This is a genomic window from Streptomyces sclerotialus, from assembly GCF_040907265.1.
In the GTDB taxonomy this organism is placed as follows: domain Bacteria; phylum Actinomycetota; class Actinomycetes; order Streptomycetales; family Streptomycetaceae; genus Streptomyces; species Streptomyces sclerotialus.
Map to the genome: position 1 here is coordinate 1,944,648 of NZ_JBFOHP010000002.1, position 21,649 is coordinate 1,966,296.

Annotated in this window: 19 protein-coding genes and 1 tRNA gene; 11 read left to right on the forward strand and 9 right to left on the reverse strand. The window is 73.8% G+C overall.

The genetic code is table 11. The annotated features are described in order from the left end of the window. Window positions 1-136: 136 nt before the first annotated feature. Together AAC944_RS08695 and AAC944_RS08700 are read left to right on the forward strand one after the other, a co-directional pair. Window positions 137-1,120 (forward strand): aldo/keto reductase, encoded by a 984-nt coding sequence (locus AAC944_RS08695; RefSeq protein ID WP_030622833.1) that lies wholly within the window; start codon window positions 137-139, stop codon window positions 1,118-1,120. Between the two features lie 764 nt (window positions 1,121-1,884). Further along, window positions 1,885-4,218, forward strand: a complete 2,334-nt coding sequence (locus AAC944_RS08700; RefSeq protein WP_368397032.1) for a helix-hairpin-helix domain-containing protein — start codon at window positions 1,885-1,887, stop codon at window positions 4,216-4,218. A gap of 133 nt (window positions 4,219-4,351) precedes the next feature. Here the strand turns inward: AAC944_RS08700 and AAC944_RS08705 are convergent, their stop codons facing one another. Then, window positions 4,352-5,272, reverse strand: coding sequence for a hypothetical protein (locus AAC944_RS08705; RefSeq protein ID WP_368397034.1), 921 nt, complete (start codon window positions 5,270-5,272; stop codon window positions 4,352-4,354). A 47-nt stretch (window positions 5,273-5,319) separates the two neighbouring features. Between AAC944_RS08705 and AAC944_RS08710 the strand changes: the two genes are divergently transcribed. Next, a complete protein-coding gene (locus tag AAC944_RS08710; RefSeq protein WP_030252120.1) occupies window positions 5,320-5,508 on the forward strand; it encodes a DUF5703 family protein in 189 nt (62 codons plus the stop codon). A gap of 334 nt (window positions 5,509-5,842) precedes the next feature. Here the strand turns inward: AAC944_RS08710 and AAC944_RS08715 are convergent, their stop codons facing one another. From AAC944_RS08715 to AAC944_RS08725, 3 genes are all read right to left on the reverse strand, one after another. Beyond that, on the reverse strand, window positions 5,843-6,781 hold the full coding sequence (locus AAC944_RS08715; RefSeq protein ID WP_030622836.1) for a chaplin family protein: 939 nt from the start codon (window positions 6,779-6,781) through the stop codon (window positions 5,843-5,845). A gap of 170 nt (window positions 6,782-6,951) precedes the next feature. Further along, the gene (chpH, locus tag AAC944_RS08720; RefSeq protein ID WP_030622837.1) at window positions 6,952-7,185 is read right to left on the reverse strand and encodes a chaplin ChpH; all 234 of its coding nucleotides are present in this window, start codon (window positions 7,183-7,185) and stop codon (window positions 6,952-6,954) included. A 215-nt stretch (window positions 7,186-7,400) separates the two neighbouring features. Then, on the reverse strand, window positions 7,401-8,747 hold the full coding sequence (locus AAC944_RS08725) for a M20/M25/M40 family metallo-hydrolase (RefSeq protein WP_030622838.1): 1,347 nt from the start codon (window positions 8,745-8,747) through the stop codon (window positions 7,401-7,403). Window positions 8,748-9,042: 295 nt separating this feature from the next. Here AAC944_RS08725 and AAC944_RS08730 point away from each other — a divergent pair. Both AAC944_RS08730 and AAC944_RS08735 read left to right on the forward strand, forming a co-directional pair. Continuing rightward, window positions 9,043-9,127: transfer RNA gene (locus tag AAC944_RS08730), tRNA-Leu, on the forward strand. A gap of 191 nt (window positions 9,128-9,318) precedes the next feature. Beyond that, on the forward strand, window positions 9,319-10,023 hold the full coding sequence (locus tag AAC944_RS08735; protein ID WP_030622839.1) for an HAD family hydrolase: 705 nt from the start codon (window positions 9,319-9,321) through the stop codon (window positions 10,021-10,023). Window positions 10,024-10,039: 16 nt separating this feature from the next. On the opposite strand, the gene AAC944_RS08740 is transcribed toward AAC944_RS08735, so the two are convergent. Together AAC944_RS08740 and AAC944_RS08745 are read right to left on the reverse strand one after the other, a co-directional pair. Further along, window positions 10,040-11,650 carry an ABC-F family ATP-binding cassette domain-containing protein gene (locus AAC944_RS08740; RefSeq protein WP_030622840.1) on the reverse strand — a complete coding sequence of 537 codons (1,611 nt, stop codon included), beginning with the start codon at window positions 11,648-11,650 and terminating at the stop codon, window positions 10,040-10,042. A 371-nt stretch (window positions 11,651-12,021) separates the two neighbouring features. Further along, window positions 12,022-13,413, reverse strand: a complete 1,392-nt coding sequence (locus AAC944_RS08745) for a cytochrome P450 (protein ID WP_368397036.1) — start codon at window positions 13,411-13,413, stop codon at window positions 12,022-12,024. A 101-nt stretch (window positions 13,414-13,514) separates the two neighbouring features. On the opposite strand from AAC944_RS08745, the gene AAC944_RS08750 reads away from it, so the two are divergent. Then, on the forward strand, window positions 13,515-13,916 hold the full coding sequence (locus AAC944_RS08750) for a hypothetical protein (protein WP_030622842.1): 402 nt from the start codon (window positions 13,515-13,517) through the stop codon (window positions 13,914-13,916). A gap of 21 nt (window positions 13,917-13,937) precedes the next feature. Here the strand turns inward: AAC944_RS08750 and AAC944_RS08755 are convergent, their stop codons facing one another. From AAC944_RS08755 to AAC944_RS08765, 3 genes are read right to left on the reverse strand one after another with little or no spacing between them, the layout of a single operon-like run. After that, window positions 13,938-15,875: a primary-amine oxidase gene (locus AAC944_RS08755; protein ID WP_030622843.1), complete on the reverse strand. Its 1,938-nt coding sequence runs from the start codon at window positions 15,873-15,875 to the stop codon at window positions 13,938-13,940. 2 nt (window positions 15,876-15,877) lie between these two features. Continuing rightward, the gene (locus AAC944_RS08760) at window positions 15,878-17,425 is read right to left on the reverse strand and encodes an APC family permease (protein WP_030622844.1); all 1,548 of its coding nucleotides are present in this window, start codon (window positions 17,423-17,425) and stop codon (window positions 15,878-15,880) included. Between the two features lie 36 nt (window positions 17,426-17,461). After that, the gene (locus AAC944_RS08765; protein WP_030622845.1) at window positions 17,462-18,421 is read right to left on the reverse strand and encodes a hypothetical protein; all 960 of its coding nucleotides are present in this window, start codon (window positions 18,419-18,421) and stop codon (window positions 17,462-17,464) included. 326 nt (window positions 18,422-18,747) lie between these two features. Here AAC944_RS08765 and AAC944_RS08770 point away from each other — a divergent pair, with 326 nt between their 5' ends. The 5 genes from AAC944_RS08770 to AAC944_RS08790 are packed head-to-tail and all read left to right on the forward strand — an operon-like array spanning window position 18,748 to window position 21,617. Then, window positions 18,748-19,446: a TetR/AcrR family transcriptional regulator gene (locus AAC944_RS08770; protein ID WP_051872327.1), complete on the forward strand. Its 699-nt coding sequence runs from the start codon at window positions 18,748-18,750 to the stop codon at window positions 19,444-19,446. Next, complete coding sequence (locus tag AAC944_RS08775) at window positions 19,443-20,207, forward strand: glucose 1-dehydrogenase (RefSeq protein ID WP_030622847.1); 765 nt, start codon at window positions 19,443-19,445, stop codon at window positions 20,205-20,207. Before AAC944_RS08770 ends, AAC944_RS08775 begins: the two co-directional genes overlap by 4 nt. 57 nt (window positions 20,208-20,264) lie before the next feature. Beyond that, a complete protein-coding gene (locus AAC944_RS08780) occupies window positions 20,265-20,849 on the forward strand; it encodes an NUDIX hydrolase (protein ID WP_078888924.1) in 585 nt (194 codons plus the stop codon). A 10-nt stretch (window positions 20,850-20,859) separates the two neighbouring features. Then, window positions 20,860-21,270, forward strand: coding sequence for a YidH family protein (locus AAC944_RS08785; RefSeq protein ID WP_051872328.1), 411 nt, complete (start codon window positions 20,860-20,862; stop codon window positions 21,268-21,270). A gap of 2 nt (window positions 21,271-21,272) precedes the next feature. Further along, complete coding sequence (locus tag AAC944_RS08790; protein ID WP_030622853.1) at window positions 21,273-21,617, forward strand: DUF202 domain-containing protein; 345 nt, start codon at window positions 21,273-21,275, stop codon at window positions 21,615-21,617. The last annotated feature ends 32 nt before the right edge of the window (window positions 21,618-21,649 follow it).

Below are 21,649 nucleotides of genomic sequence, written 5' to 3' on the forward strand. Positions count from 1 at the left end.
CTCATCAGTAATGGTGCTGCCCGGGGACTGTAACGCGCGGCCCCCACCAGGCGTAAGACATGCACCGGCCGCCACCGCGCGGTGGGTTGTCCACAGGTCCCCGCAACTCCGGGACGGGCCAGTAACCTCAGGGCCCATGGAGCAAAGGCACCTCGGCCGCACCGGCCTGCGCGTGTCCCGTCTCGGTCTGGGCACGCTGACCTGGGCGCGCGATACGGACGACCGTGACGCCGCCGACCAGCTCAAGACGTTCTGGGAGGCGGGCGGCACCCTCGTGGACACCGCCGACGTCTACGCCGACGGCGGCGCCGAATACCTCCTGGGCCGGATCGTGGAGGGCATGGTGCCCCGCCGTGACCTGGTCATCGCGACCAAGGCCGGCAGCGTCCTGGAGCCGGACCGCAGGGTCGACGGCTCCCGCCGCCATCTCCTCGCCGCGCTCGACGACTCCCTGCAGCGCCTCGGCACCGACTACGTCGACCTCTGGCAGGTCCACGCCTTCGACCCGCACACCCCGCTGGAGGAGACCCTCCAGGCCCTGGACACCGCCGTCAGCAGCGGCCGGGCCCGCTACGTCGGCGTCGCGAACTTCTCCGGCTGGCAGCTCGCCAAGGCCGCGACCTGGCAGCTGGCGGCGCCGGCCGTGCGCACCCGGCTGGCGAGCGCGCAGCTGGAGTACTCCCTCCTCCAGCGCGGCGTCGAGCGCGAGGTGCTGCCCGCCGCGCTCGACCTCGGCCTGGGCCTGCTGCCCTCCTCCCCGCTCGGCCGCGGCGTCCTCACGGGCAAGTACCGGCACGCCACGCCGCCCGACTCACGCGGCGCGTCCGAGCACTTGGCGCCCTTCGTCGCGCCGTATCTCGACGACGCGGCCGGCCGGATCGTCGACGCGGTCGCCACGGCGGCGGACGGCCTCGCCGTGACCCCGCTCCAGGTCGCCCTGTGCTGGCTCCGCGACCGTCCGGGCGTGACCGCGCCGCTCGTCGGCGCGCGTACTGCGCAGCAGCTCAGGGCGGCATTGTCAGTGGAGACCCTTAGTCTTCCTGACGAGATCCGGCGTGCACTGGACGACGTCTCCGCGCCCGTGCACCGCTATCCCGACCACGACTGGAGCACCCTGTGAACACCGACCAGCCCACCGGCGTCCCCGCCCCTGCCGAGGCCCAGGAGCCTCCGGCTCCGGCGGGCGACGACGCCCCGCGCCCGGACACCGGCGGCGGGGCCGCCGGTGGCGCGGCGGACGGCGGCACGGCGAGCGGCGCGGTGACCGGCGCCGCGGGCTCGGGTGCGGGCGGCGGCAAGGCGACGGCAGCCGCGCTGGCCGCCGCGGTGCGGGCCGTCGAGAGCGGCGAACGCTCCGCGGCCTCGTTCTTCAACGAGCCCCAGCGCGGTCCGGGCCCGGCGTCGCCGACGGGGCCGGGCTCGCAGGCGGGCCCGGGCGGGCAGCGGAGGCCGGCTCCGGGGGGCCCGGGTTCCGGCTCTGGTTCCGGCTCTCCGGCGGCCGGGGGCCCGGCGGGCGCGGGTGGTCCTGGTGGCTCGGGCGGTCACGGTGGGTACGACCCCGGTGGCCAAGGGGCCGGGGGTGGCCCGGGTGACCAAGGTGGCCAGGGTTCCGGCGGAGGCCGGGCGGGGGCGCCCGGTGCCGCGCCAGGAGGCGGTTTCGGTACGCACGGCGGGCCGGCGCCCTCCGGATACGCCGCTGGGCCGGACGCCGGTCCGGGAGCGGGCGGGCCTGGAGTGAGCGGCCCCGGTGGTCCGGGAGGCCCGGGAGGCCCGGGAACAGCGGGTCCGGGCGGTGGGCCGGCAGGACCGGGCGGCCCCGGTGGCGCGCACGGGCCCGGTGGCGCCAGCGCGCACGGGCCCGGTGGCGGGCCGCAGGGGGCCGGTGTGCCAGGGGGCCCGGCGCGGCAGGCGCCGAGTGGGCCGATCGCGCCCGGTACCGATGGCGTACGCCAGGTGCTCGCCGCGGGCGGCGCCCCTGAGGCGCTGGCCGAGAAGGCCGTACGAGCGCTCGGCGAGCAGGCCGGCGCGACGCTCCGCGAGGACCCGTGGCGGCTCCTGGCCGTGGCGGGCGTGAAGCCCGAGCAGGCCGACACCTTCGCCCGCGCCCTGCTCGGCCCCGAGTGCGGCCCCGGCGACGAACGCCGCGCCCAGGCCCTGATCGGCTGGCTCCTGGAGCAGGCCGCGCTGGCGGGGCACTCCGCCCTGGAGGCGGGCGCCCTGCGCTCCGCGCTGGCCGCGCGGGCCGTCCCGGACCCGGACGAGGCCCTGCAGACGGCGATCGCCGAGGGCGAGGTGCTGGTCTTCCAGGACGCCCTGGACGACCCGTCGGCGCCGCCGCGCCCGGCGGGCGCCGAGGACGACGAGGAGCAGCCCGTCCGGCTGCTCTTCGGCCTCGACCGCTTCGCCATGGCCGAGGAGAGCGTCGCGGACGGCCTCTCCCGCCTGCTCAACACCTTCGAACCGGTCCCGGAGACGGACGAGGACGCGACGGCCGACGCATCGGCCGAAGCCCCCGCGGAAGCGGCCCCACAGCCCCAGCGCCCCGCCCCGGACGCACCGACCGGCGGGGACACGGGTGCCGGTACGGATGCGGAGACCGGTACGGACACGGGAGCCGGCGCGGGCGCCGGGGCCGGTGCGGACACGTCCGCCGACGCGGCCTCAGAGGTCGGTACCGGCACGGCACCCGACGCCGACGAGTCAGCCGACGCCGACGGGCCCGCCGGTACCGAGGAGTCAGCCGACGCCGAATCAGCCGGTACCGAGGAGTCCACCGGTGCTGACGCCCCAGCAGGTGCGTCGGCGGAGCCGGACGCATCGGAGGAGCCCGACGCGTCGGCGGAGCCGGGGCCGGGTGCGGACTCCCCCGCGACCGCGGGCACCTTCCACGGCTCGCCCGCGGACGCGGTGTCCGCCGAGGACGTCGCGCCGCGCCCCGTACGGGTGTCGGCCGCCCGCTGGGAGGCCGCCGCGGCCGTCGCGCCGTCGTCGTCCGCCGGGGCCCTCATCCGGGCCGCCACGCACAGCGGCCTGGTCGCGCACACCGGCGGCGAAGCCGCCCGCGCCGAGCCCGCCGCACTGATCGCCGCGGCCCGCGCGCTGGGCCTGCGGGCCGTCGGCGCCACCCACACCGCGGACGGCCGCCGCCGGCTCGCCGACCTCGTCACGGAAGCCACGGCCCACTACGCGGCCTCCGGCGTCCCCGCGTCCGCGACCGCCTCCACAGCGGCCGACGCCCGGCCCGGCCCCGCCGCCGTCACGCTCGGCGGGCTGCTCGCCGGCCGCGAGGGTCCCGGCCGGGACGCGGACGGCTCGCTCGCCCTGGACCTGCTCGTCGTCCTGGACGCGCCGCAGCTCGACCTGGAGACCGCGGCCCTGCTCATCGAGTCGCTGGCCGACGGCACCCGTCTCGTCCTGAGCGGCGACCCCGGTGTGCTGTGGTCCGCCGGCCCGGGCCGCCTCTTCGCGGACCTGCTCGCCGCCCGCTGCTGCCCGCAGGTCGCCTCCCGTACGCCCGACTTCGGGCCCATCGGCGAGCTGGTCTCCGGCATCGGCATCGGTGAGCTGACCCAGGTCGAGGCGCCGGAGAAGGAGGTCGTGATCGTCCCGGTGCGGGACGCCGGCGAGGCGGTGCACCGTACGGTCCAGCTGGTCGCCGACTCCGTACCGCGCGCGATCGGCGTGCCGACGGCGGAGACCCAGGTCATCACGGTGGGACACGGCGGCGCCGCGGGCACCCGGGCGCTCAACGCGGCGCTCAAGGAGCGCCTCAACCCCGGCCCCGGCCGGTTCGGCGGCTTCGATCCCGGTGACCGCGTGGCGTACAGCCCCGCCCCCGGCCGTACGGTTCCTGGCCAGGTCACCGGCGCGGACGCGGAGGGCCTGCGGCTGGACTGCGGCGGCGCTCCCGTGGTCGTACCCCGCGACCAGGTGGCGGGCGGGGCGCTGCGCCACGGCTGGGCGCTCACCGCGCACCAGGCAGCGGGCATGCGCTGGCCTGCGGCCGTGGTGGTGGTGCCGGGTGACGCGGCGCCCGGGCTGACCCGCTCCTGGGTCTACACCGCCTTCGGGCGCGGCGAGCGGCACCTGTCCGTGGTCCAGGGCGCGGACCAGGCACTCCCCCGCGCGGTGGCCGAGATCCCCGCCAAGGAACGCACCACCCGGCTGCGCACCCTGCTCCAGCTCCAGCACACCCAGTGGGAGACGGCCCCGGCGTGACCACGGTGGTGGGTCGCCTGCCGTCCGGCAGGCGGCCCACCACCAGCCCGGCACACGACCCCGGCGGTGCCAGGGGCCGGCGCTCCCGATCGCTCCGGCTGCCCGGCCTCAGCGCCCCGTCCGAAAGCCCGGTTCAGCGTTCCCGGTCCACCGGCCTCAGTGCGGAATCGCCGCCTCGGTAGCCGTTGGCCGGGCGGCCTCCGCCGTCTCCGCCGCGGCCACCACCGGCTGCCGCTCCGGTGCCGGAGACGTCCGCGTCGGGTTCGTCCGCGTCGAGTTCGCCCCCATCGGGTTCGTCCGCGTCGAGTTCGCCCCCATCGGGTTCGTCCGCGTCGAGTTCGCCCTCATCAGGTTCGTCCCCGTCGGGAATGTCCTCGTCGGAGTCGTCGTCCTCGAAGCCCAGTTCCTCGTCGAAGACCGAGCTGACGTCGAAGCGGCAGACGACGCGCTGCGGGTCGGCCTGTTCGAAGGGGGCCGCGAGCCACTCGCCCGGCTCCGGGGGTTCCTCCGCCGCCGCGACCCACAGCGTGGAATCGCCCTCCTCCAGGCCGAACTCCTTGTGCCGGGAGGCGATCTCGTCCGGCTCGTACTCCCCGAAGAGCACACCGAGCGCCGCGTGCACGCTGCTGCCGACGACGGCGGACGCCGTGTTCCCGCCCGGCCTCGACGGGCTCTGCGCGGCACCCGGCTCCGTGGCCGAGCCGGGGTCGAGGTCGGCGATGCGCTGCGCCTGCGACAGCAGCCGCTGCGGTTCCACGACGGTGTAGTCCCGGCGGATCAGCACGCTGAGCGCGCTCGGCTCCTCGGGCCCCGCGTACGCGGGCAGCCCGTCGCTGCCGGGGATCTCGAAGGGCGTGACCTCGTCGTAGGTGTCGTAGAGCAGCTCGTCGTACGCCTCGGCCGCCGCGGCCAGTTCATCGAACGCGGCGTAGACGGCGGCATCGTCCTCACCCGAGCGGCGTTCGACCGCGTCGAGGTGACGGTCCAGCGCGGCTTTGACCGCCTCGGCGGCGGCACGTACCTCGGCAGCGGAGGGCTGCGCAGCATCAGACATAGTGCAGACGCTATCCGTACCCGGGCCGGTCCCGCACAATAGATGCGATGCCGGAATATGAATTCTGCGATGTGTATGTGCCGCGGGGAGTCTCCCGTAAGGCCGCCACACGCCTGCTGACCGACCACGCCGAGTACGGACACTGGGAGTTGGACCGCCTCCGCCTCAATCCCGACGGCAGCCGCAAGGTGCGGCTGCGCCGCCGGATCATCCGCCAGATTCGCGCGACCTGGTGACATGGGCCCGTACCGGCTCGTGTGACGCCCCGCCGCCGTGCCGGGCGGGCGCCGGAATCTGCCCCGCCCCCGATTCTCCGGCGGCGGGGCATCACCCGACGGTGTGGGAGTTCCTCCCGATTCGCTCCACTCCGAGGGGTTGAGCAGCGAGCGAACGATCCGTCTGCCGTCCCGCCGAAAAAGGCCAGTTCCGCACGCGCGGCGGCTGATAATCGCCGTAAGCGCCCCTTGCGGGCCCGCGGCGGCAGCACGGATGACGGTCCTCGCCAGCCTCGTGGCCTTACGGCACACGCGGCACGGAAGCGCCGCTCCCCTTCCCGGCCTCGCCCCTCTCCTAGCCCCGCACTCCGCCCGTCGTCCGGGCCTTGCGGTACAGGATCACGCCCGCGCCGAGCAGCGCCGCGCCGGTGGGGAGCAGTGCGCCGGCCGGGCCCTGGCCCGTCTCCGCCAGCTGCCGGCGTCCGGCGGGCCGGGGGTGGGTGGCGGGCGTGGTGACGATCTCCTGGTGTGAGCGCGGCGGCGTCTGCGGGTGGGTGTCCCGGCCTTCGCCACCGCCCGGGTACGCCGGCTCTCCGGGCTCCCCCGGTTGCCCAGGGTCCCCCGGCTGGTCAGGATTCCCCGGCTGGTCAGGGTTCTCCGGCTGGTCAGGGTTCTCCGGCTGCCCGGGATGGTCCGGCTCCTGCGGCGGGGGCGGTGTGTCGTCACCGGGCGGCTGGTGGTCGTCACCCGGCGGCTGGGTGCCATCGTCCGGCGGCTGGGACGGCCCCGGCTGTTCCGGCTGTTCCGGCTGTTCCGGATGTTCCGGCTTCTCCGGGCCGGACGGCGGCTTCGTGGGTGCGTCGTTGCCGCAGTCGTTGCCCGTGACGGGGTTGAGCCCGCCGATGACGGTCACGCTGTTGCCGCAGATGTTGACCGGTACGTTCACGGACACCTGGACGCTGTTGCCCGAGCCGACGCCCGGGGAGTCGTGCGTGCCCCCCTCGGCCTCGGCGGCGGGGCCCGAGCCGTGGCCGCCGTGCTGTCCGCCGCCGGAGCCGTTCCCGCAGCTGTTTCCCGCCGCCGGGTTGAGGAGGCCGGCGACGTTCACGGTGTTGCCGCAGACGTTGACCGGAACGTCCACCGGAACCTGGACCGCATTTCCCGACAGCACCCCCGGTGAATGAGCGGCCGCGCCGCTCGTGCCCGAATCCGCGTGCGCGTAACCCCCTGAAACGGCGAGTGCGCCGCCCGCGGCCACGACGGTGATCAGGCTTTTTCTCGCGACCTTACGCATAGGTCGTCCCTTCCCCTTTTCGCTTTCCGAAGGGGGGCGGAGCGTGGGTTCCCGTCCCCCGCGGCGGACGGTCGTGGGTGTCCGTCCGCCGAACGCCGGTCGGCCCCGGAGCGCATGGCACGCGCTGCGGAGCCGACCGGGATCACTCCCCCTGGGGGTGATGCTCAACGTCACTTGTTGACGCAGTTGTTGCCGAAAGCGGGGTTCAGCAGCCCGATCACGGAGATCGTGTTGCCGCAGGCGTTCACCGGAACGTGCACCGGCACCTGAACGACGTTGCCGGAGAGGACACCCGGCGAGTGGACGGCAGCACCCTGCGCGCCCGAGTCGGCAACGGCCAGACCCGCACCGGCGAGCACGAGACCACCAGCAGCAGCCGCAGCAGCGACGACCTTCTTGATCATTGTTCCTCCTCGTAGGCAATGCGGCCGCAAACTTCGGGCCGCATTCCTTGTAACGAGGGTGGAGTATTGAAGCTACGAGCCTATGGTTGCATTCACTCTTTTCAGTTAAGTGCTCACGAAAGACTGACCCCGCTTGACGCTTGTGGTGGACCCGGCGTCAGCCCCCGTACACCCACCTCCTCAGCTCTGCTCGGTCCTCACCTCCGCTCGGTTCCTCAGCTCTGCTCGATGAACCGGTCCAGGACCCGCGTGCCGAACTTGAGACCGTCCACGGGGACGCGCTCGTCCACGCCGTGGAACATGCCCGCGAAGTCCAGCTCCGGCGGCAGCTTCAGCGGCGCGAAGCCGAAGCAGCGGATGCCCAGGTCGTCGAAGGACTTGGCGTCCGTACCGCCGGAGAGCATGTACGGCACGGCGCGCGCGATCGGGTCCTCGGCCTTCAGCGCGGACTGCATGGCGTCCACCAGCGCGCCGTCGAAGTCGGTCTCCACCGCCTTGTCCGCGTGCACGTCCTCGCGCTTGACCCGCGGCCCGAGGATCCGGTCCAGGTCCGCCAGGAACTCCTCCTCCAGGCCGGGCAGGAAGCGGCCGTCGACGTGCGCCGTGGCCTGGCCGGGGATGACGTTGACCTTGTAGCCGGCGCCCAGCTGGGTCGGCGCCGCGGTGTTCTGCAGCGTCGCGCCGATGATCTTCGCGATGCCGCCGAGCTTGGCGAGCGTCTCGTCCATGTTCTCGGGGTCCAGCTCGGTCCCCAGAGCGTCCGACAGCTCGTCGAGGAAGGACCGTACGGTCTTGGTCACCCGTACCGGGAACTTGTGCCGGCCCAGCCGTCCGACCGCCTCGCACAGCTCGGTGATCGCGTTGTCGTTGTTGGTCATGGAGCCGTGCCCGGCCGTGCCGTCCACGGTCAGCCGCATCCAGTGCATGCCCTTCTGGGCCGTCTCGACGAGGTAGAGCCGCAGGTTCTCGTTCACGGTGAAGGAGAAGCCGCCGACCTCACCGATGGCCTCGGTCACGCCCTCGAAGAGGTGCGGGTGCTTGTCGACGAGGTAGCGCGCCCCGTACACGCCGCCCGCCTCCTCGTCCGCCAGGAACGCCAGCACGATGTCGCGCGGCGGCTTGCGTCCGGAACGCAGCCGGTCGCGGACGACCGCCAGCGTCATCGCGTCCATGTCCTTCATGTCGACGGCGCCGCGGCCCCAGACGCACCCGTCGGCGATCTCGCCGGAGAAGGGGTGGTGCGTCCAGTCGGCGGCGTTGGCCGGTACGACGTCGGTGTGGCCGTGGATCAGCAGCGCGGGGCGCGAGGGGTCCTCGCCCGCGATCCTGGCGACCGTGGAGGCCCGTCCCTTGTGGGATTCGAGGATCTGTGGCTCCAGGCCGACCTCGGCCAGCTTCTCGGCGACGTACTCGGCGGCGGCCCGTTCCCCCGGGCCCGAGTGGTCGCCGTAGTTGCTCGTGTCGATCCGGATCAGGTCGCGGCACAGGTCGACGACCTCGTCCTCGCCGGTGACTGCCGGTACCGGCTCCGCCCTGCCCGCTGCGGGCTTCGACTCGCTCACGCTGCCTCCTCATGTGCACGGCCGCGGCTCGCATCGGTGCGTGCGGTCACCGCGGCGGGGTCCGGTCCATCCTCCCTCTCCCCCGGCCCGCGCCCAAGGCCGCCATACTCCCGACACACGCTGGTCACAGCCGTGCGCCGGAGTACCGGCCCGGCGGTGGCCGCGCACCGGTCCGGAACCCGGCCGCGCCGCCCGCCGGGGGCGGTCCGGCCGAGCGCGTGATCGACCACCCCCAAATGTTTGCTATGGTTTTCCACGTCGGAAGGGCGCAGACGGCCCGCCCGACAGACACCTTGTCCGGGTGGCGGAATGGCAGACGCGCTAGCTTGAGGTGCTAGTGCCCTTTATCGGGCGTGGGGGTTCAAGTCCCCCCTCGGACACAGCGGAGCTGAGGGCCGGTCGGGAATCCCGACCGGCCCTCGGTCATGTGTGCTCTTCACCCGGCCCTCGGTCGTGTGCGCCCCTCGCCCGGCCGGCGGTCCGCTGATATCCGCGTGCGTCCGCCCCGGACCACTCACTACCCTGCGCGGGCGGACGAGCGGCGGACGCGTACGGCACGGGAGGCACTGCCTTGAGCGGCACGGAAAACGTTCTGATCTTCGACGCGGATGACACGCTCTGGGAGAACAACGTCATCTTCGAGCGGGTCATCGAGGAGTTCCTGGACTGGATGACCGGCCCTGAGATCGGACTGCGGCTCGGGCGGGACGGTGTGCGCATGGCTCTGGACGCCGTCGAGGCGGCCAATGCGAAGGTGCACGGGTACGGGAGCAAGGTGTTCCTGCGCAGCCTGGGCGAGTGTCTGGCGCAGCTGCACGGCCGGGACGCCACCGCGGAGGAGCTGGCCCGGATCGCCGGGTGGGCGGCGTCGTTCGACGGCGGCACCGTGGAGCTGATCCCCGGGGTGGCCGCGACCCTCGCCGAGCTGGCCGGCCGGTACGAGTTGCTGCTGCTGACCAAGGGGGACGCGGAGGAGCAGCGGCGGAAGGTGGACAACTCCGCGCTGGCGCACCACTTCCGGGGTGTGCACATCGTCGCGGAGAAGGACGTCGGTACGTACCGGAACCTGGCGCGGGAGTACGCGCTGACGCCGGAGTCGGCCTGGATGATCGGCAACTCCCCCAAGTCGGACATCCTTCCCGCGCGTGCCGCCGGGATGAACGCGGTGTTCATCCCGAACGACCACACGTGGGTGCTGGAGCACAGCGAGCTGGATCCGGCGGACGGGAAGGTGCTCCGGCTCGCCGCCTTCCCGGAGCTGCTGCGCCACTTCTGAAAGCCGGGCGCCCGGCTCAGGCGGGCGGGGCCCCGAGGTCCAGTGTGCGGGTGATGCCCGCCTCGGCCAGGAATCGTGCGTCGTGACTGACCACGATCAGGGCTCCTTCGTAGGCGTCGAGTGCGGCGACCAGCTGGCGCACGGACGCCAGGTCGAGGTTGTTGGTGGGTTCGTCCAGCAGCAGGAGCTGCGGTGCGGGCTCGGCGAGCATGAGGGCGGCGAGGGTCGCGCGGAAGCGTTCGCCGCCGGAGAGGGTGCCGGCCGGCTGGTCGGCGCGGGCGCCCTTGAAGAGGAAGCGGGCCAGCCGGGCCCGGATGTGGTTGGCGGTGGCCTGCGGGGCGAAGCGGGCGACGTTCTCCGCGACGGTCAGCCGGTCGTCGAGGACGTCCAGGCGCTGGGGCAGGAAGCGGTGCGGTACGTGGACCGCCGCCTCGCCCGCCGCCGGGGCGAGCTCGCCGGTGACCGTGCGGACCAGGGTCGTCTTGCCGGAGCCGTTCGGGCCGACGAGCGCGAGCCGTTCGGGGCCGCGCAGCTCCAGGTTGACGCGGGTGCCGCAGCGGGTCGTGAGGCTTCGGAGGGTGAGTACGCCGCGGCCCGGGGGCACGGCGGTGTGCGGCAGGTCGACGCGGATGGTGTCGTCGTCACGGACCGCCTCGGCCGCCTCGCTGAGCCGTTCCCTGGCCTCCTTGAGCTTCTCGGTGTGCATGATGCGGTGCTTGCCGGCCGAGACCTGGGCCTGGCGCTTGCGCTCATTCATGATCATCTTGGGTTCGCGCTTGTTGGCGGACATCTTGTTGCCGTAGCGGACCCGGCGGGCCAGTTTGACGTGGGCGTCGGTCAGTTCGCGCCGCTGCCGCTGTACGTCGGCCTCGGCGACCCGCACCATGCGCTCGGCGGCCTCCTGCTCGGCGGCGAGGGCTTCTTCGTACGCGCTGTAGTTGCCGCCGTACCAGTGGACCTCGCCGGCCCGGAGGTCGGCGATCCGGTCGACCAGGTCGAGCAGTTCCCGGTCGTGGCTGACCACGACCAGCACGCCGGACCAGCGCTCGACCGCCTCGTACAGCCGGGCGCGGGCCCGGCGGTCGAGGTTGTTGGTGGGCTCGTCGAGCAGCAGCACGTCCGGGCGGCGCAGCAGCAGGGCGGCCAGCCGCAGCAGCACGGACTCGCCGCCGGAGACCTCGCCGAGGGTGCGGTCCAGGTCGATGCCGTGCAGGCCGAGCTGGTCGAGGGTGGCGCGGGCGCGCTCCTCGACGTCCCAGTCGTCCCCGACGGCGGTGAAGTGGGCCTCGCTCGCGTCGCCGGCCTCGATGGCGTGCAGCGCGGCCCGGGTGCGGGCGATGCCCAGTACCTCGTCGACGGGAAGGGTGGTGTCCAGGGCGAGGTGCTGCGGGAGGTAGCCGATGTCGCCGGTGGTCTTCGCGCTGCCGGCGGTGGGGGTGAGCTCACCGGCGATGAGCTTCAGCAGGGTGGATTTCCCTGCGCCGTTGAGGCCGACGAGGCCGGTGCGGCCGGGGCCGACGGTGAGCTGGAAGTCGTCGAGGACGGGCGTGCCGTCGGGCCAGGCGAAGGTCAGGCCGGTGCAGACGATGGAGGCGGCGTGGCCGGAGCGGTCGTGCGGGGAGGACATACGGGTCTCCTGGATGCGGGCGCGGGCTGGTGGGGAACAGCGCGGGAGACACCGCGGGCGCGGGGAACCGTGTGCGGCCTGCCGCCGGAGGACGCGTGACGGGGCTGCCGTACGCATGCCGCGTACCTGTCTGCGTACGCGGGGCGGTCGGTCGGCCGTCGTGGGCACGAGGGCACGCCGAGGTCGGGGCACGGTGCGCTGGGACCAGCGCGGTGTCTCAGGACCTCAGACGAGCAACGGCCTTCTCCGATCGGCGGCAATGGGACCGAGGAAGACCGTACGCCGAGCGCGACGGAAACGCACACGCTTTTTTGGCTGCGTTAGCGGGAGCAGTTTCCGTGCGCTCCGGCGGGGCGGCGGTCGCCGTGGCGTTACGTGCGCGGCCGCAGCCGGACCCGCGCCGGGCCCTTGGCCTGCAGCGTGATGCCCGCGCCGACCGGCACCTCGGCGTCGTCCGCCGCCTCCAGCCCGTAGCCGCGGAGCAGTGTCGCCAGCGCCAGCACGGATTCCAGCATCGAGAAGTGCTGGCCGATGCAGGCCCGCGGGCCGCCGCCGAACGGGAACCAGGCGTACCGGTGCCGCCCGGCCGACCGCTCCGGCGTGAACCGCTCGGGGTCGAAGCGCTCCGGGTCCTCCCACAGGTCCGGGTTGCGGTGCGTGACCCAGGGGGCGACCACCACGTCCGAGCCCGCCCGGATGCGGTATCCGCCGATCTCGGTGTCCGCGACGGCCCGGCGGCCGACCACCGGAGCGGCCGGGTAGAGGCGCATGCCTTCCTTGAGCACTCGCGTCAGGTAGGGCAGCCGCTCCAGGTCGGCGGCGGTGGGCGCACGGTCGCCCAGCACCTCGACGGCCTCCTGCCGGGCGCGCGCCTGCTCCTCCGGGTGGCGTGAGAGCAGGTGCAGGGTGAAGGCCATGGAGGTCGCGGTGGTCTCGTGGCCGGCGAGCAGGAAGACCAGCACCTGGTCGCGGATCTCGGTGGCGTCGAGGCTGTCGCCCTCGTCGCTGCCGGCCTGTGCGAGGAGGGTGAGCAGGTCGTCACCCACGGGCCCGTCGGGGGCCGCGCGGCGCTCGGCGATGATCCGGTCGCAGACCGCGTACACCTCGGCGATCGCGGCCATGGCGCGGCGGTTGCCGGGGGTCGGCCACTCGCGCGGCACGTTCAGCGGTGCGTAGGCGCGGCTCAGGGCGTAGGAATTGATCACCGGGAAGGAGCGGTGGATGACCTCGACGGCGGCCTCCACGTCGGCGCCGAAGAGGATGCGCGCGACCGTACGCAGGGCCAGCCGGCTCATCTCGCCGATCAGGTCGACGCTCTCCCGCCCGCCCCAGCGCTGGGCGACCGCGGCGGCCTCCTGGGCGATCGCGTCGGCGTAACCGTCGACCCTGCGCTTGGTGAAGAGCGGCTGCACCAGCCGCCGCTGCCGCAGGTAGTCGGCGTCCTGGCTGGTCAGCAGGCCGTTCCCGAAGGCGGCCCGGACCTCTTCGTAGAAGGGGTTGTCCTTGCGGAAGTTCGCCGACTCCGTGGCGAGCACCTGCTGCACGCCCTCCGCGGAGAAGACGCCGTGGATCACGGTGCGCAGGCCGGGCGGTCCCGCCGACACCCGCACCACGTCACCGTGGTCGCGGCGGGCCCGCAGGAACGCCCCCAAGGAGTCCTGTTGCAGCTCGAACATCGACCCGAGGAGCGGCAGCCCCTTGGGGCCGGGGATCGCGGCGACGGGGCCCGCAGCGGTGTGCATATCGGTACCGGTGTCAGTCATGCCACCGGTCCTACCCCAATACGCCCTCGGATACGAGGAGTTGAGCACCACCTCGCGGGGCCGGCCGGGCCGGGGACGGCGCCCCGTACGATGGACCGGTGATCAGCAAGCGTTCCCGCCGCCCCGCCGCCCAGACCGCCTCCTGCCGTGTCACGGTCTGCCGTGGCTGCTGCTGCGGCGACGCGGGCAAGGTGCCCGGTGTCGACCACGCGAACCAGATCCCGCGGCTGCGGGCCGCGCTGGACGGCGCGGCCCCGGTGCGCGCTTCGGAGTGCCTGGACGTCTGCGACCAGGCGAACGTGGTCGTGGTCCAGCCGTCGCCCGAGGGGCGCGCGGCGGGCGGCCGCCCCGTCTGGCTGGGTCTGGTCAACGACGACGACGCGCTGGCGGACATCGCGGCGTGGATCAGGGCGGGCGGCCCGGGCATCGCCGAGCCGCCCGGCATCCTCGACCTCTACGCCATCAAGGTCTCCCGCCGCGTGAGCGAGGGCCTGCCGGGCTGAGGTCCGCCCCGGCCCGCCGCCTCAGGCGTGGCAGTGTCCCGCTCCCCCGCCCTCCTCGGGCAGGTCCAGTGCCGGGTTGCGGTCGAAGAAGCCGGTCGGTCTCAGCGTGAAGCCGCAGCGGTCGACGGGCATGACCGGCCAGTCCTCCAGGCGCGGCAGGTGGGTCGGGCCGAAGGTGTGCCAGAGGGTGAGGGCGGTGTCCGAGAGGGATTCGCCCGGCGCGCTCCAGGCGGTGACGCCCGCGCCGCCGGGGTGCTGGTTGGGGTAGTCGCCGTCCGGGTAGCGCCGTCCGGGCCGCCCCGCGGTGACCCACAGGTGTTTCGTGGCGTACGCGACGCGTGCCGCGACCGCGGAGCCCGGCTGCGCGAGCAGGGTGGGGCCGGGCTGGGGCTGGAGGGTGTACGCGACGGGCCGGCCCATGCGGTTACGGGAACCGGGATTGGTGATCCGCCAGCGGCGGCCGGCGGCCGGGTCGGCGAGCCGCCCGCCCTCGCCGGAGTCGGTGACCGGCGTGGCGCGGACCGTGAAGGCGTTGCCGTGGGGGTTGTCCGGCCCCATGGGCAGCGGCACGACGTCGACCTCCTCGACGGTGTTGGCGTGGCCGTCGACGGCCGGGTCCAGCCGGGCGCAGAAGAGGTGCTGGTGGTACGGGGCCTGGAGGCCGGGCGCGACCTCGGTGGCGTACGGCGAGTCGGTGCCGGGCCCGGTGGCGGAGGTCTGCACGAGGCCGGTGGACTTCACCTCGAACTCGATCGTGCCGTCCTGGTAGAGGTACCAGTAGAAGCCGTAGTCGTAGTTGCCGAGGGTCGCGATGTACGAGAGGACCATGCGGCGGGAGCGGCGGCTGTCGGCGGTGAAGCCGTCGAACATGTTGGTGTGCTTCCAGAGGAGGCCGTGGTCCTCCTCGTGCAGGCAGACGGCGTTGGGCAGCACTTCGGGGCGGCCGGTGTCGTCGGCCACGACGGCGTCGACGTACCGGATCTCGCCGAGGCAGTCGCAGCCCAGCCGGAGCGCGTTGGCGTTGCGGCCGAGGGTGTACTCGCCGACGTCGAGGTAGCACACCCAGTTGCGTGCCGGGTCCGGCTCGGCGTACGGGACGGCCATCTCGGCGAGCGAGGCGCGGTGCAGGACGGGCCGGTACCGGTCCCCGTCCCGGTGGGCGATCTCGTGCAGGACCAGGCCCTCACGGGCGTTGAAGTCCAGCCGCAGGCGCCAGTTCTGCCAGCGCAGGACGTGGTCCTCCAGGGTGAAGGAGGGGCCGTCGGGCTGGGTGATCTCCAGGGGTCTCAGGTCGGTGCGGGCCGGGCCGTTGAACTGCGCTTCGTAGCGGCCGCATTCGGCGGGTACGGGGACGGCTCCGGTGTCGACGAGGCGGAGGACACGGCCTTCGGTGAGGTCCACGTCGGCGACGAGGCCGCCGACCGGGTGCGCGAACGGGTTGTCCGACTCCGAGCAGCGCAGGAAGGTCAGCGAGCGCAGCATGCGCCGGCCGGTCTCCTCCGGTGTGCCGAAGTTCCCTGCGGCGAGCGGGGCGGCGATGACGAGGTCCAGGTCGGTGATGCCGCGTTCGGCCATGGCCTTGCGCCAGCCCGCGTCCGCTTTGACGATCTCGTCGCAGCGGTCGAACTCCTCGAAGAGCAGCGGCGGCTGGCCGTCGGCCACCGGGTCGAGCGGGCGGTACGCCACGAGGGCGCGGGCCGTGATGTCCACCAGGGCTTCGGCCGCCGCTCCGGTGGCGGGCTCCAGGAGGGTGACGCGGAGCCGGCGTACGACGGGGTCGCCGGGGCGGTGTGCGGTGACGGCGTGCCGGTCCGGCTCGTCGAGGAGCACGAGGGGGAAGCGGGTCGTCTCGCTCGCCCGGCCGGACGCGAGCAGCACCTCGCGCGCCGTGGTGATCTCGTGCGCGGTCAGCGGGTCGAGGGGGTGCCGGGCCTCGGCGGGAGCTGCTGCTGTGGCCATGGTCAGTTCTCCTCCCGTACGGCGGTGGCGGGGCGCGGCGCCGCGGCCGCCTTCTCCAGCTGGAACGCCTGGTTGCCCAGGCCGATCCTGGCGTGCACGGCGGGGCGGACGGCGCGCAGCACGCGCCCGTGCACGAGCCCCGCGACCGCGGCGAGCCCGATGACGGCGGGCAGCAGCCAGTTGAGCGGGGAGCCGGCGCCGGCGCCGACCAGGACCCCGAAGTCCTTGACCGCGTAGACCAGGACGACCAGCAGGGCCAGCCCGGCGAGGGTGGCGGCGACGAGCCGCCCGGCCTGGGCGCGGCCGGCGCCGCGGCGTACGAAGAAGGCGATGACGGCGGCGCACGCGGTGGCCATCAGCGCGATGACCCCGAGGGCGCCGAGGTTGCCGCCCCAGGTGAAGAGCCGCAGTACGGGGGTGGTGGGGTCGCCCGTGGGCGCACTGTCGGTGACGGCGAACGCGACGACGACGATCAGCGAGACGACGGTCTGGAGGAGCGAGCCGAGGGCGGGGGCGCCGCTGGTCTTCGAGGTGCGGCCCAGGGGCGCGGGCAGCAGGCCCTCGCGCCCCATGGCGAAGGCGTACCGGGCGACGACGTTGTGGAAGCTGAGCATCGAGGCGAAGATGCCGGTCACGAAGAAGACGTGCAGGACGTCGGTGAAAAGGCCGCCCAGCCGGGGCTCGGCGAGCGCGAAGATCAGTCCGGGGCCTTCCTTGCCGGCGGTGGCCACGACGTGGTCGGGCCCGGTGGCGACGCCGATGAGCCAGGAGCTGAGGGCGAAGAAGACCGCGGAGAAGCCGACGGCGAGGAACATCACCCGGGCCACGACGGTCCCCGGCCGGCTGGTCTCCTCCGCGTACACCGGGGCCTGTTCGAAGCCGAGGAAGCCGGCGACGGCGAAGCACAGGGCCGTGCCGAGGCCCGCGCCGCCGAGCGTCGTGGGGTCGAAGGCGTGCAGGGACAGCCCCTGCGGGCCGGGCTGCGCGGCGAACGCGAGGTCGAAGACGACGATGAGCGCGACCTCGACGAGCAGCAGGACACCGAGCACCTTGGCGTTGAGGTCGATCTTCAGGGCGCCGAGGGCGCCGGTGAGCAGGACGGCCAGCACGGCGGGGACCCACCACACGACGGTGACGCCGAAGAACGTGCCGAGCAGGGCGGCGAACTCGAAGCCGAAGATGCCGTAGATGCCGACCTGGAGGGCGCAGTAGGCGGCGAGCGCCACGAAGGAGGCGCCGGCGCCCGCGGTGCCGCCCAGCCCCCTGGCGATGTACGCGTAGAAGGCACCGGCGTTGTGCACGTGCCGGCTCATCTCCGCGTAACCGACGCTGAACAGCGCCATCACCACGCCGAGAATGACGAACAGCAGCGGCTGCCCGACGATGCCCATGACCTGGTACGTGGTCGCCATGACGCCGGCCACGACCATCAGCGGGGCGCTGGCGGCCAGGACGGACAGCAGCAGCCCGGGGGTGCCGATGCGGTCGGCGCGCAGGGCGCGTTCCTGTCCCTTGAAGGTACTGATCTCGTGCGTACTGCCGGTGGGCATGGCGGAGCGGTCCTTCCGGAGGCGGGGCGGGCGGGATCAGGTGACGCGCAGGGCGATGTCGCGGGCGGCCCTGAAGGCACGCACCGGGTCACGGGCGGGGTAGCCCCACGGCTCGGCGGTGACGTACGGGCCGATGCGGTGGAAGAGGGCCGCCGCCTCGGCCAGGCGCCCTTCGCAGTACTTGGCGTGCGCGAGGAAGTTCAGGTCGACCTTGCCGCGCGGGTGGTCGGCGTCCCCCTCCCACTCCAGCCACCAGTCGAAGGCGGCCTTCATGGCCTGGCGGGCGCGGCGGGTGACCCAGTGGCCCGACGCCACGGGGTCGGCGGGCTCCAGCCCAGCGGCGGCCAGGACGCGGTAGCGCTCGGCGTGCGCGACGACGGGCAGGACGGCCAGCGGGGAGTCCGCCGGGGCCTGTTCGGCGGCCCAGGCGGCGAAGTCGTAGACCTGGTGCAGCGGGTCGTCGGAGTCGCCTTGCTGGTGTTCGGCGAGGCAGGCGGCCATGAGGTGGTGGGCGTGGTGGTGGCCGGGGTGCCGGGCGCGTACCTGGTCGAAGGCGTGCTCGCGTTCGTCGGGGGTGCCGGTGGCGCGGGCCAGCAGCAGCATGGCGAGCCAGGGGGTGGGGTCGGCGGGGGCCGCACGGGCGGCGGTCAGGCAGCTCGTGCGGGCGTTCTCGGCGGTCTCCTTGCCGCGCAGTACGCGGTGGACGGCGGCGGTCGCGGCGAAGGCGGCGGCGTCGGGGCTGTCGGGCTCGGCGAGCTGCCACTCGCGGGCCCAGACGGTGCCGGACCGGGCGGCACCGAGCGCCATCAGGCGGTGGCCGCGGAGGTCCCAGTCCGTCCCGGTCCTGAGGAGGAGGGAGCGGGCGACGATCCAGCGGCCCTGGGCGAGAGCGTCGAGGGCCGCTGCCAGCGCGGTGTCGTCGAGCGCGGGGTGGACCACGGCGGGGTCCTTGCGGCGGGCGCGCCCCAGAGGTGGGGGTGGGGGCGGTGGAGTCATCCCAGGGGTCTCTCCACTGGTCTCTCCACGGCGCTCTTTCCCTCCGGAGCCCCCGCGGGGGCGTGCGTGTGCAGGTTCGATGAACGGATCGACACGAGGTGATCACAGACAGCAAAGCGGCCTCAGGAGTCTCCGTCAACCCCCTTCCGGGGACACCGGACCCCGTCAACGTCCCCACCAGCACGGCTTGTTCGCCAGGTTCCCGAAGACCGCGGCGCACCCACGCCCGCGACCGCCTTCCGCCCTGCCCGCCACTCCCCTCTCCCACGCCCCGCTCTCCGTGACAGTCCCGCGCTTTTAATAATGGCGAGTATCAACATGGCCCCATGGCGAGAACGACCGGGACCGAGACCCGGGAGAAGCTGATCCGCGCCGCGGAGGAGATCTTCGCGGCGCAGGGCGTCGACGGCGCCCGGACCCGCGACATCGTGCGGCTGGCCGGACAGGGCAACCCCTCCGCTGTCCAGTACCACTTCGGTTCCCGCGCGGGCCTGCTGGACGCGGTGATGGCCGGCCGGCTGGCACGCACGGAGGCGGCGCTCACGCCCCTCCTCGCCGGCCTGCCGGACCCGGCGCTGGACGACCTGGTCCGGGCGCTGGTCACGGCGGAGGCCACCCAGCTCGGCGACGTACGGGGACTGCGCTGCCTGCGGATCTCCGCGCAGCTCAGCCACGAGAGCGGCATCCGCACCCGGACGCCGCACCCCACCCTGGCCGGCACCGCGTACTGGCAGCTGATCGAGCGGATCGAGGCGTCCCTGGCCGCCGCCGGACTGCCCGAGGCGATCCGGCTGGAGCGTACGGACCTGGCGCTGACGCTGGTCGGCGCGGCGCTGTCCGACCGGGCGCGGCAGTACCTCGACGGCGCACGCCCGCTCACCACGGAGTCCGTCTTCCTCACCGACCTCGTCACGACCACGGTGGCGCTGCTGCGCGCCCCCGCCCCGGACGCCCCGGACGCCCCGGACACCCCGGACGCCCCGGAACAGGAGCGTCCCGCTTCCCGACACAGGAGTGCACGATGACCGATCTGTCCGGCAGGACCGTCCTCATCACGGGCGGCGCGCGCGGGCTGGGCGCCGAAGCGGCGAAGCAGGCCGTCGAAGCGGGCGCGCACGTCGTCCTCACCGACGTCCTGACGGAGGACGGGCAGGCGACCGCGGCGGCACTGGGCGACCGGGCCCGTTTCCTGCCCCACGACGTGACGTCCGAGGCGGACTGGCAGCGGGTGGCCGACTTCGCCGTCGCGGAGTTCGGCGGCCTCGACGGGCTGGTCAACAACGCGGGCATAGCCACCGGCCAGCCGCTGGAGACCATCCCGGTCGAGTTCTTCCGCAAGGTGATCGACGTCAATCTCACCGGCGTCTTCATCGGCATGAAGACCGTCATTCCGCTGATGCGGGAGCGCGGCGCGGGCTCCGTCGTCAACATCTCCTCGGCGGCCGGCCTGATGGGCCTGGCCATGACCGGCGGCTACGGCGCGTCCAAGTGGGGCGTACGCGGCCTCTCGAAGGTCGCCGCCGTGGAGCTGGGCACGGACCGCATCCGCGTCAACTCCGTGCACCCCGGCATGACCTACACCCCGATGACGGCCGGCGTCGGCATCCAGAAGGGCGAGGGCAACTACCCCAACATCCCCATGGGCCGGGTCGGCGAGCCGCACGAGATCGCGAGCGCGGTGGTCCACCTGCTCTCCGACGCGGCGTCGTACGTGACCGGCGCCGAGCTGGCGGTGGACGGCGGCTGGACCACCGGGCCGACGGTGAAGTATGTGAGGGGGCAGTGACGGCCCGCCGGTGCCGCCCACGGGCCGGCCCGGCGGGCCGTCTGATTGCATGGCCCCATGACCGATCAGCAGCCGGAAGGGCCGGGCCCGCAGCAGCCGCCCGACGCCGACGAGATCCTCGATGCCGACGAGATCCTCGATGTCGTCGACGAGAACGACCAGGTCGTGGGGCAGGCCCCGCGCGGTGAGGTGTACGCGCGCCGGCTGCGGCACCGCTGCACCTTCATCCTGGTCCGGGACGCGCAGGACCGGATCTTCGTGCACCGCCGCACCGCACGGAAGCTGGTCTTCCCCTCCCACTACGACATGTTCGTCGGCGGGGTGGTCGGCGCGGGCGAGTCCTACGACGACGCGGCGCTGCGCGAGGCGGAGGAGGAGCTCGGCGTGCGCGGACTCCCCCGCCCCGTCCCGCTGTTCACGTTCCTCTACGGGACGCCGGAGCACAGCTGGTGGTCGGCGGTCTACGAGGTGCGCTGCACACTGCCCGTCGACCCGCAGCCCGAAGAGGTCGCCTGGCACGCGTTCCTCACCGAGGAGGAGCTGACGGCCCGGCTGCCGGAGTGGGAGTGGGTGCCGGACGGCCTGGAGGCCTTCCGGCGGCTGCGCGACTGGGAGGCCGCCGGGCGGCCGGCAGCCGGATAGGGTACGCGTCATGATCTTCACGGAGCGCGTGCGGGCGCTCGCCGCCGACCTGCGCCTGTGGTTCGCGCCCGGCCGGCTCCGCGGCGAGGGGACCACCCCCGACTACCGCTTCTCGCTCGCCAACGAGCGCACGTTCCTGGCCTGGCTGCGTACGGCGTTCGCGCTGATCGGCGGCGGTTTCGCGGTCGACCAGTTCCTGCCGTCGCTGCACCAGACGGTGCGGACGGTCTTCACGGTGGCGCTGCTCGCGGGCGGCGCGCTGTGCGCCGTGCGCTCGGTCAACCACTGGGTGCGCTGCGAGCGGGCCATGCGGCGCGGCGAGGACCTGCCCGCCTCCCGCTTCCCGGCGCTGCTGGGTGCGGGCGTCGGGCTGCTGGCGGTGGCCATCGCGGCGGTCGTGCTGCTGGGCTGGACGCGCTGACGATGGGCGGTACGGAGGAGCGGGAGGCCGCAGTCCGGGACCCGGGCCTCCAGCCCGAGCGGACCCGGATGGCATGGCGGCGTACGACGCTGTCCTGTGCGGTGGCGGTGGTACTGGCCTGGCGGCAGGTGCTGCTCACCGGCGAGCCCACCGCGACGGAGGTCGTCCTCGTCGCGCTGCTCGTCCTCGGCGGGCTGGCCTTCCTCACCGCCGCGCACCTCCGCATGCGCGCCCTGGCCGCCCCCGTGACGGCTGGCCCCCCACAGACCATGCGCACTCGCACGGCCCTCCTGGCGACCGCCTGCACGCTGCTCCTGGTGGGCCTCGGTGCGGCGATCACGCTGTAGGCGGACGCTCGGCGCAAGCAGCGGTGCGCAGA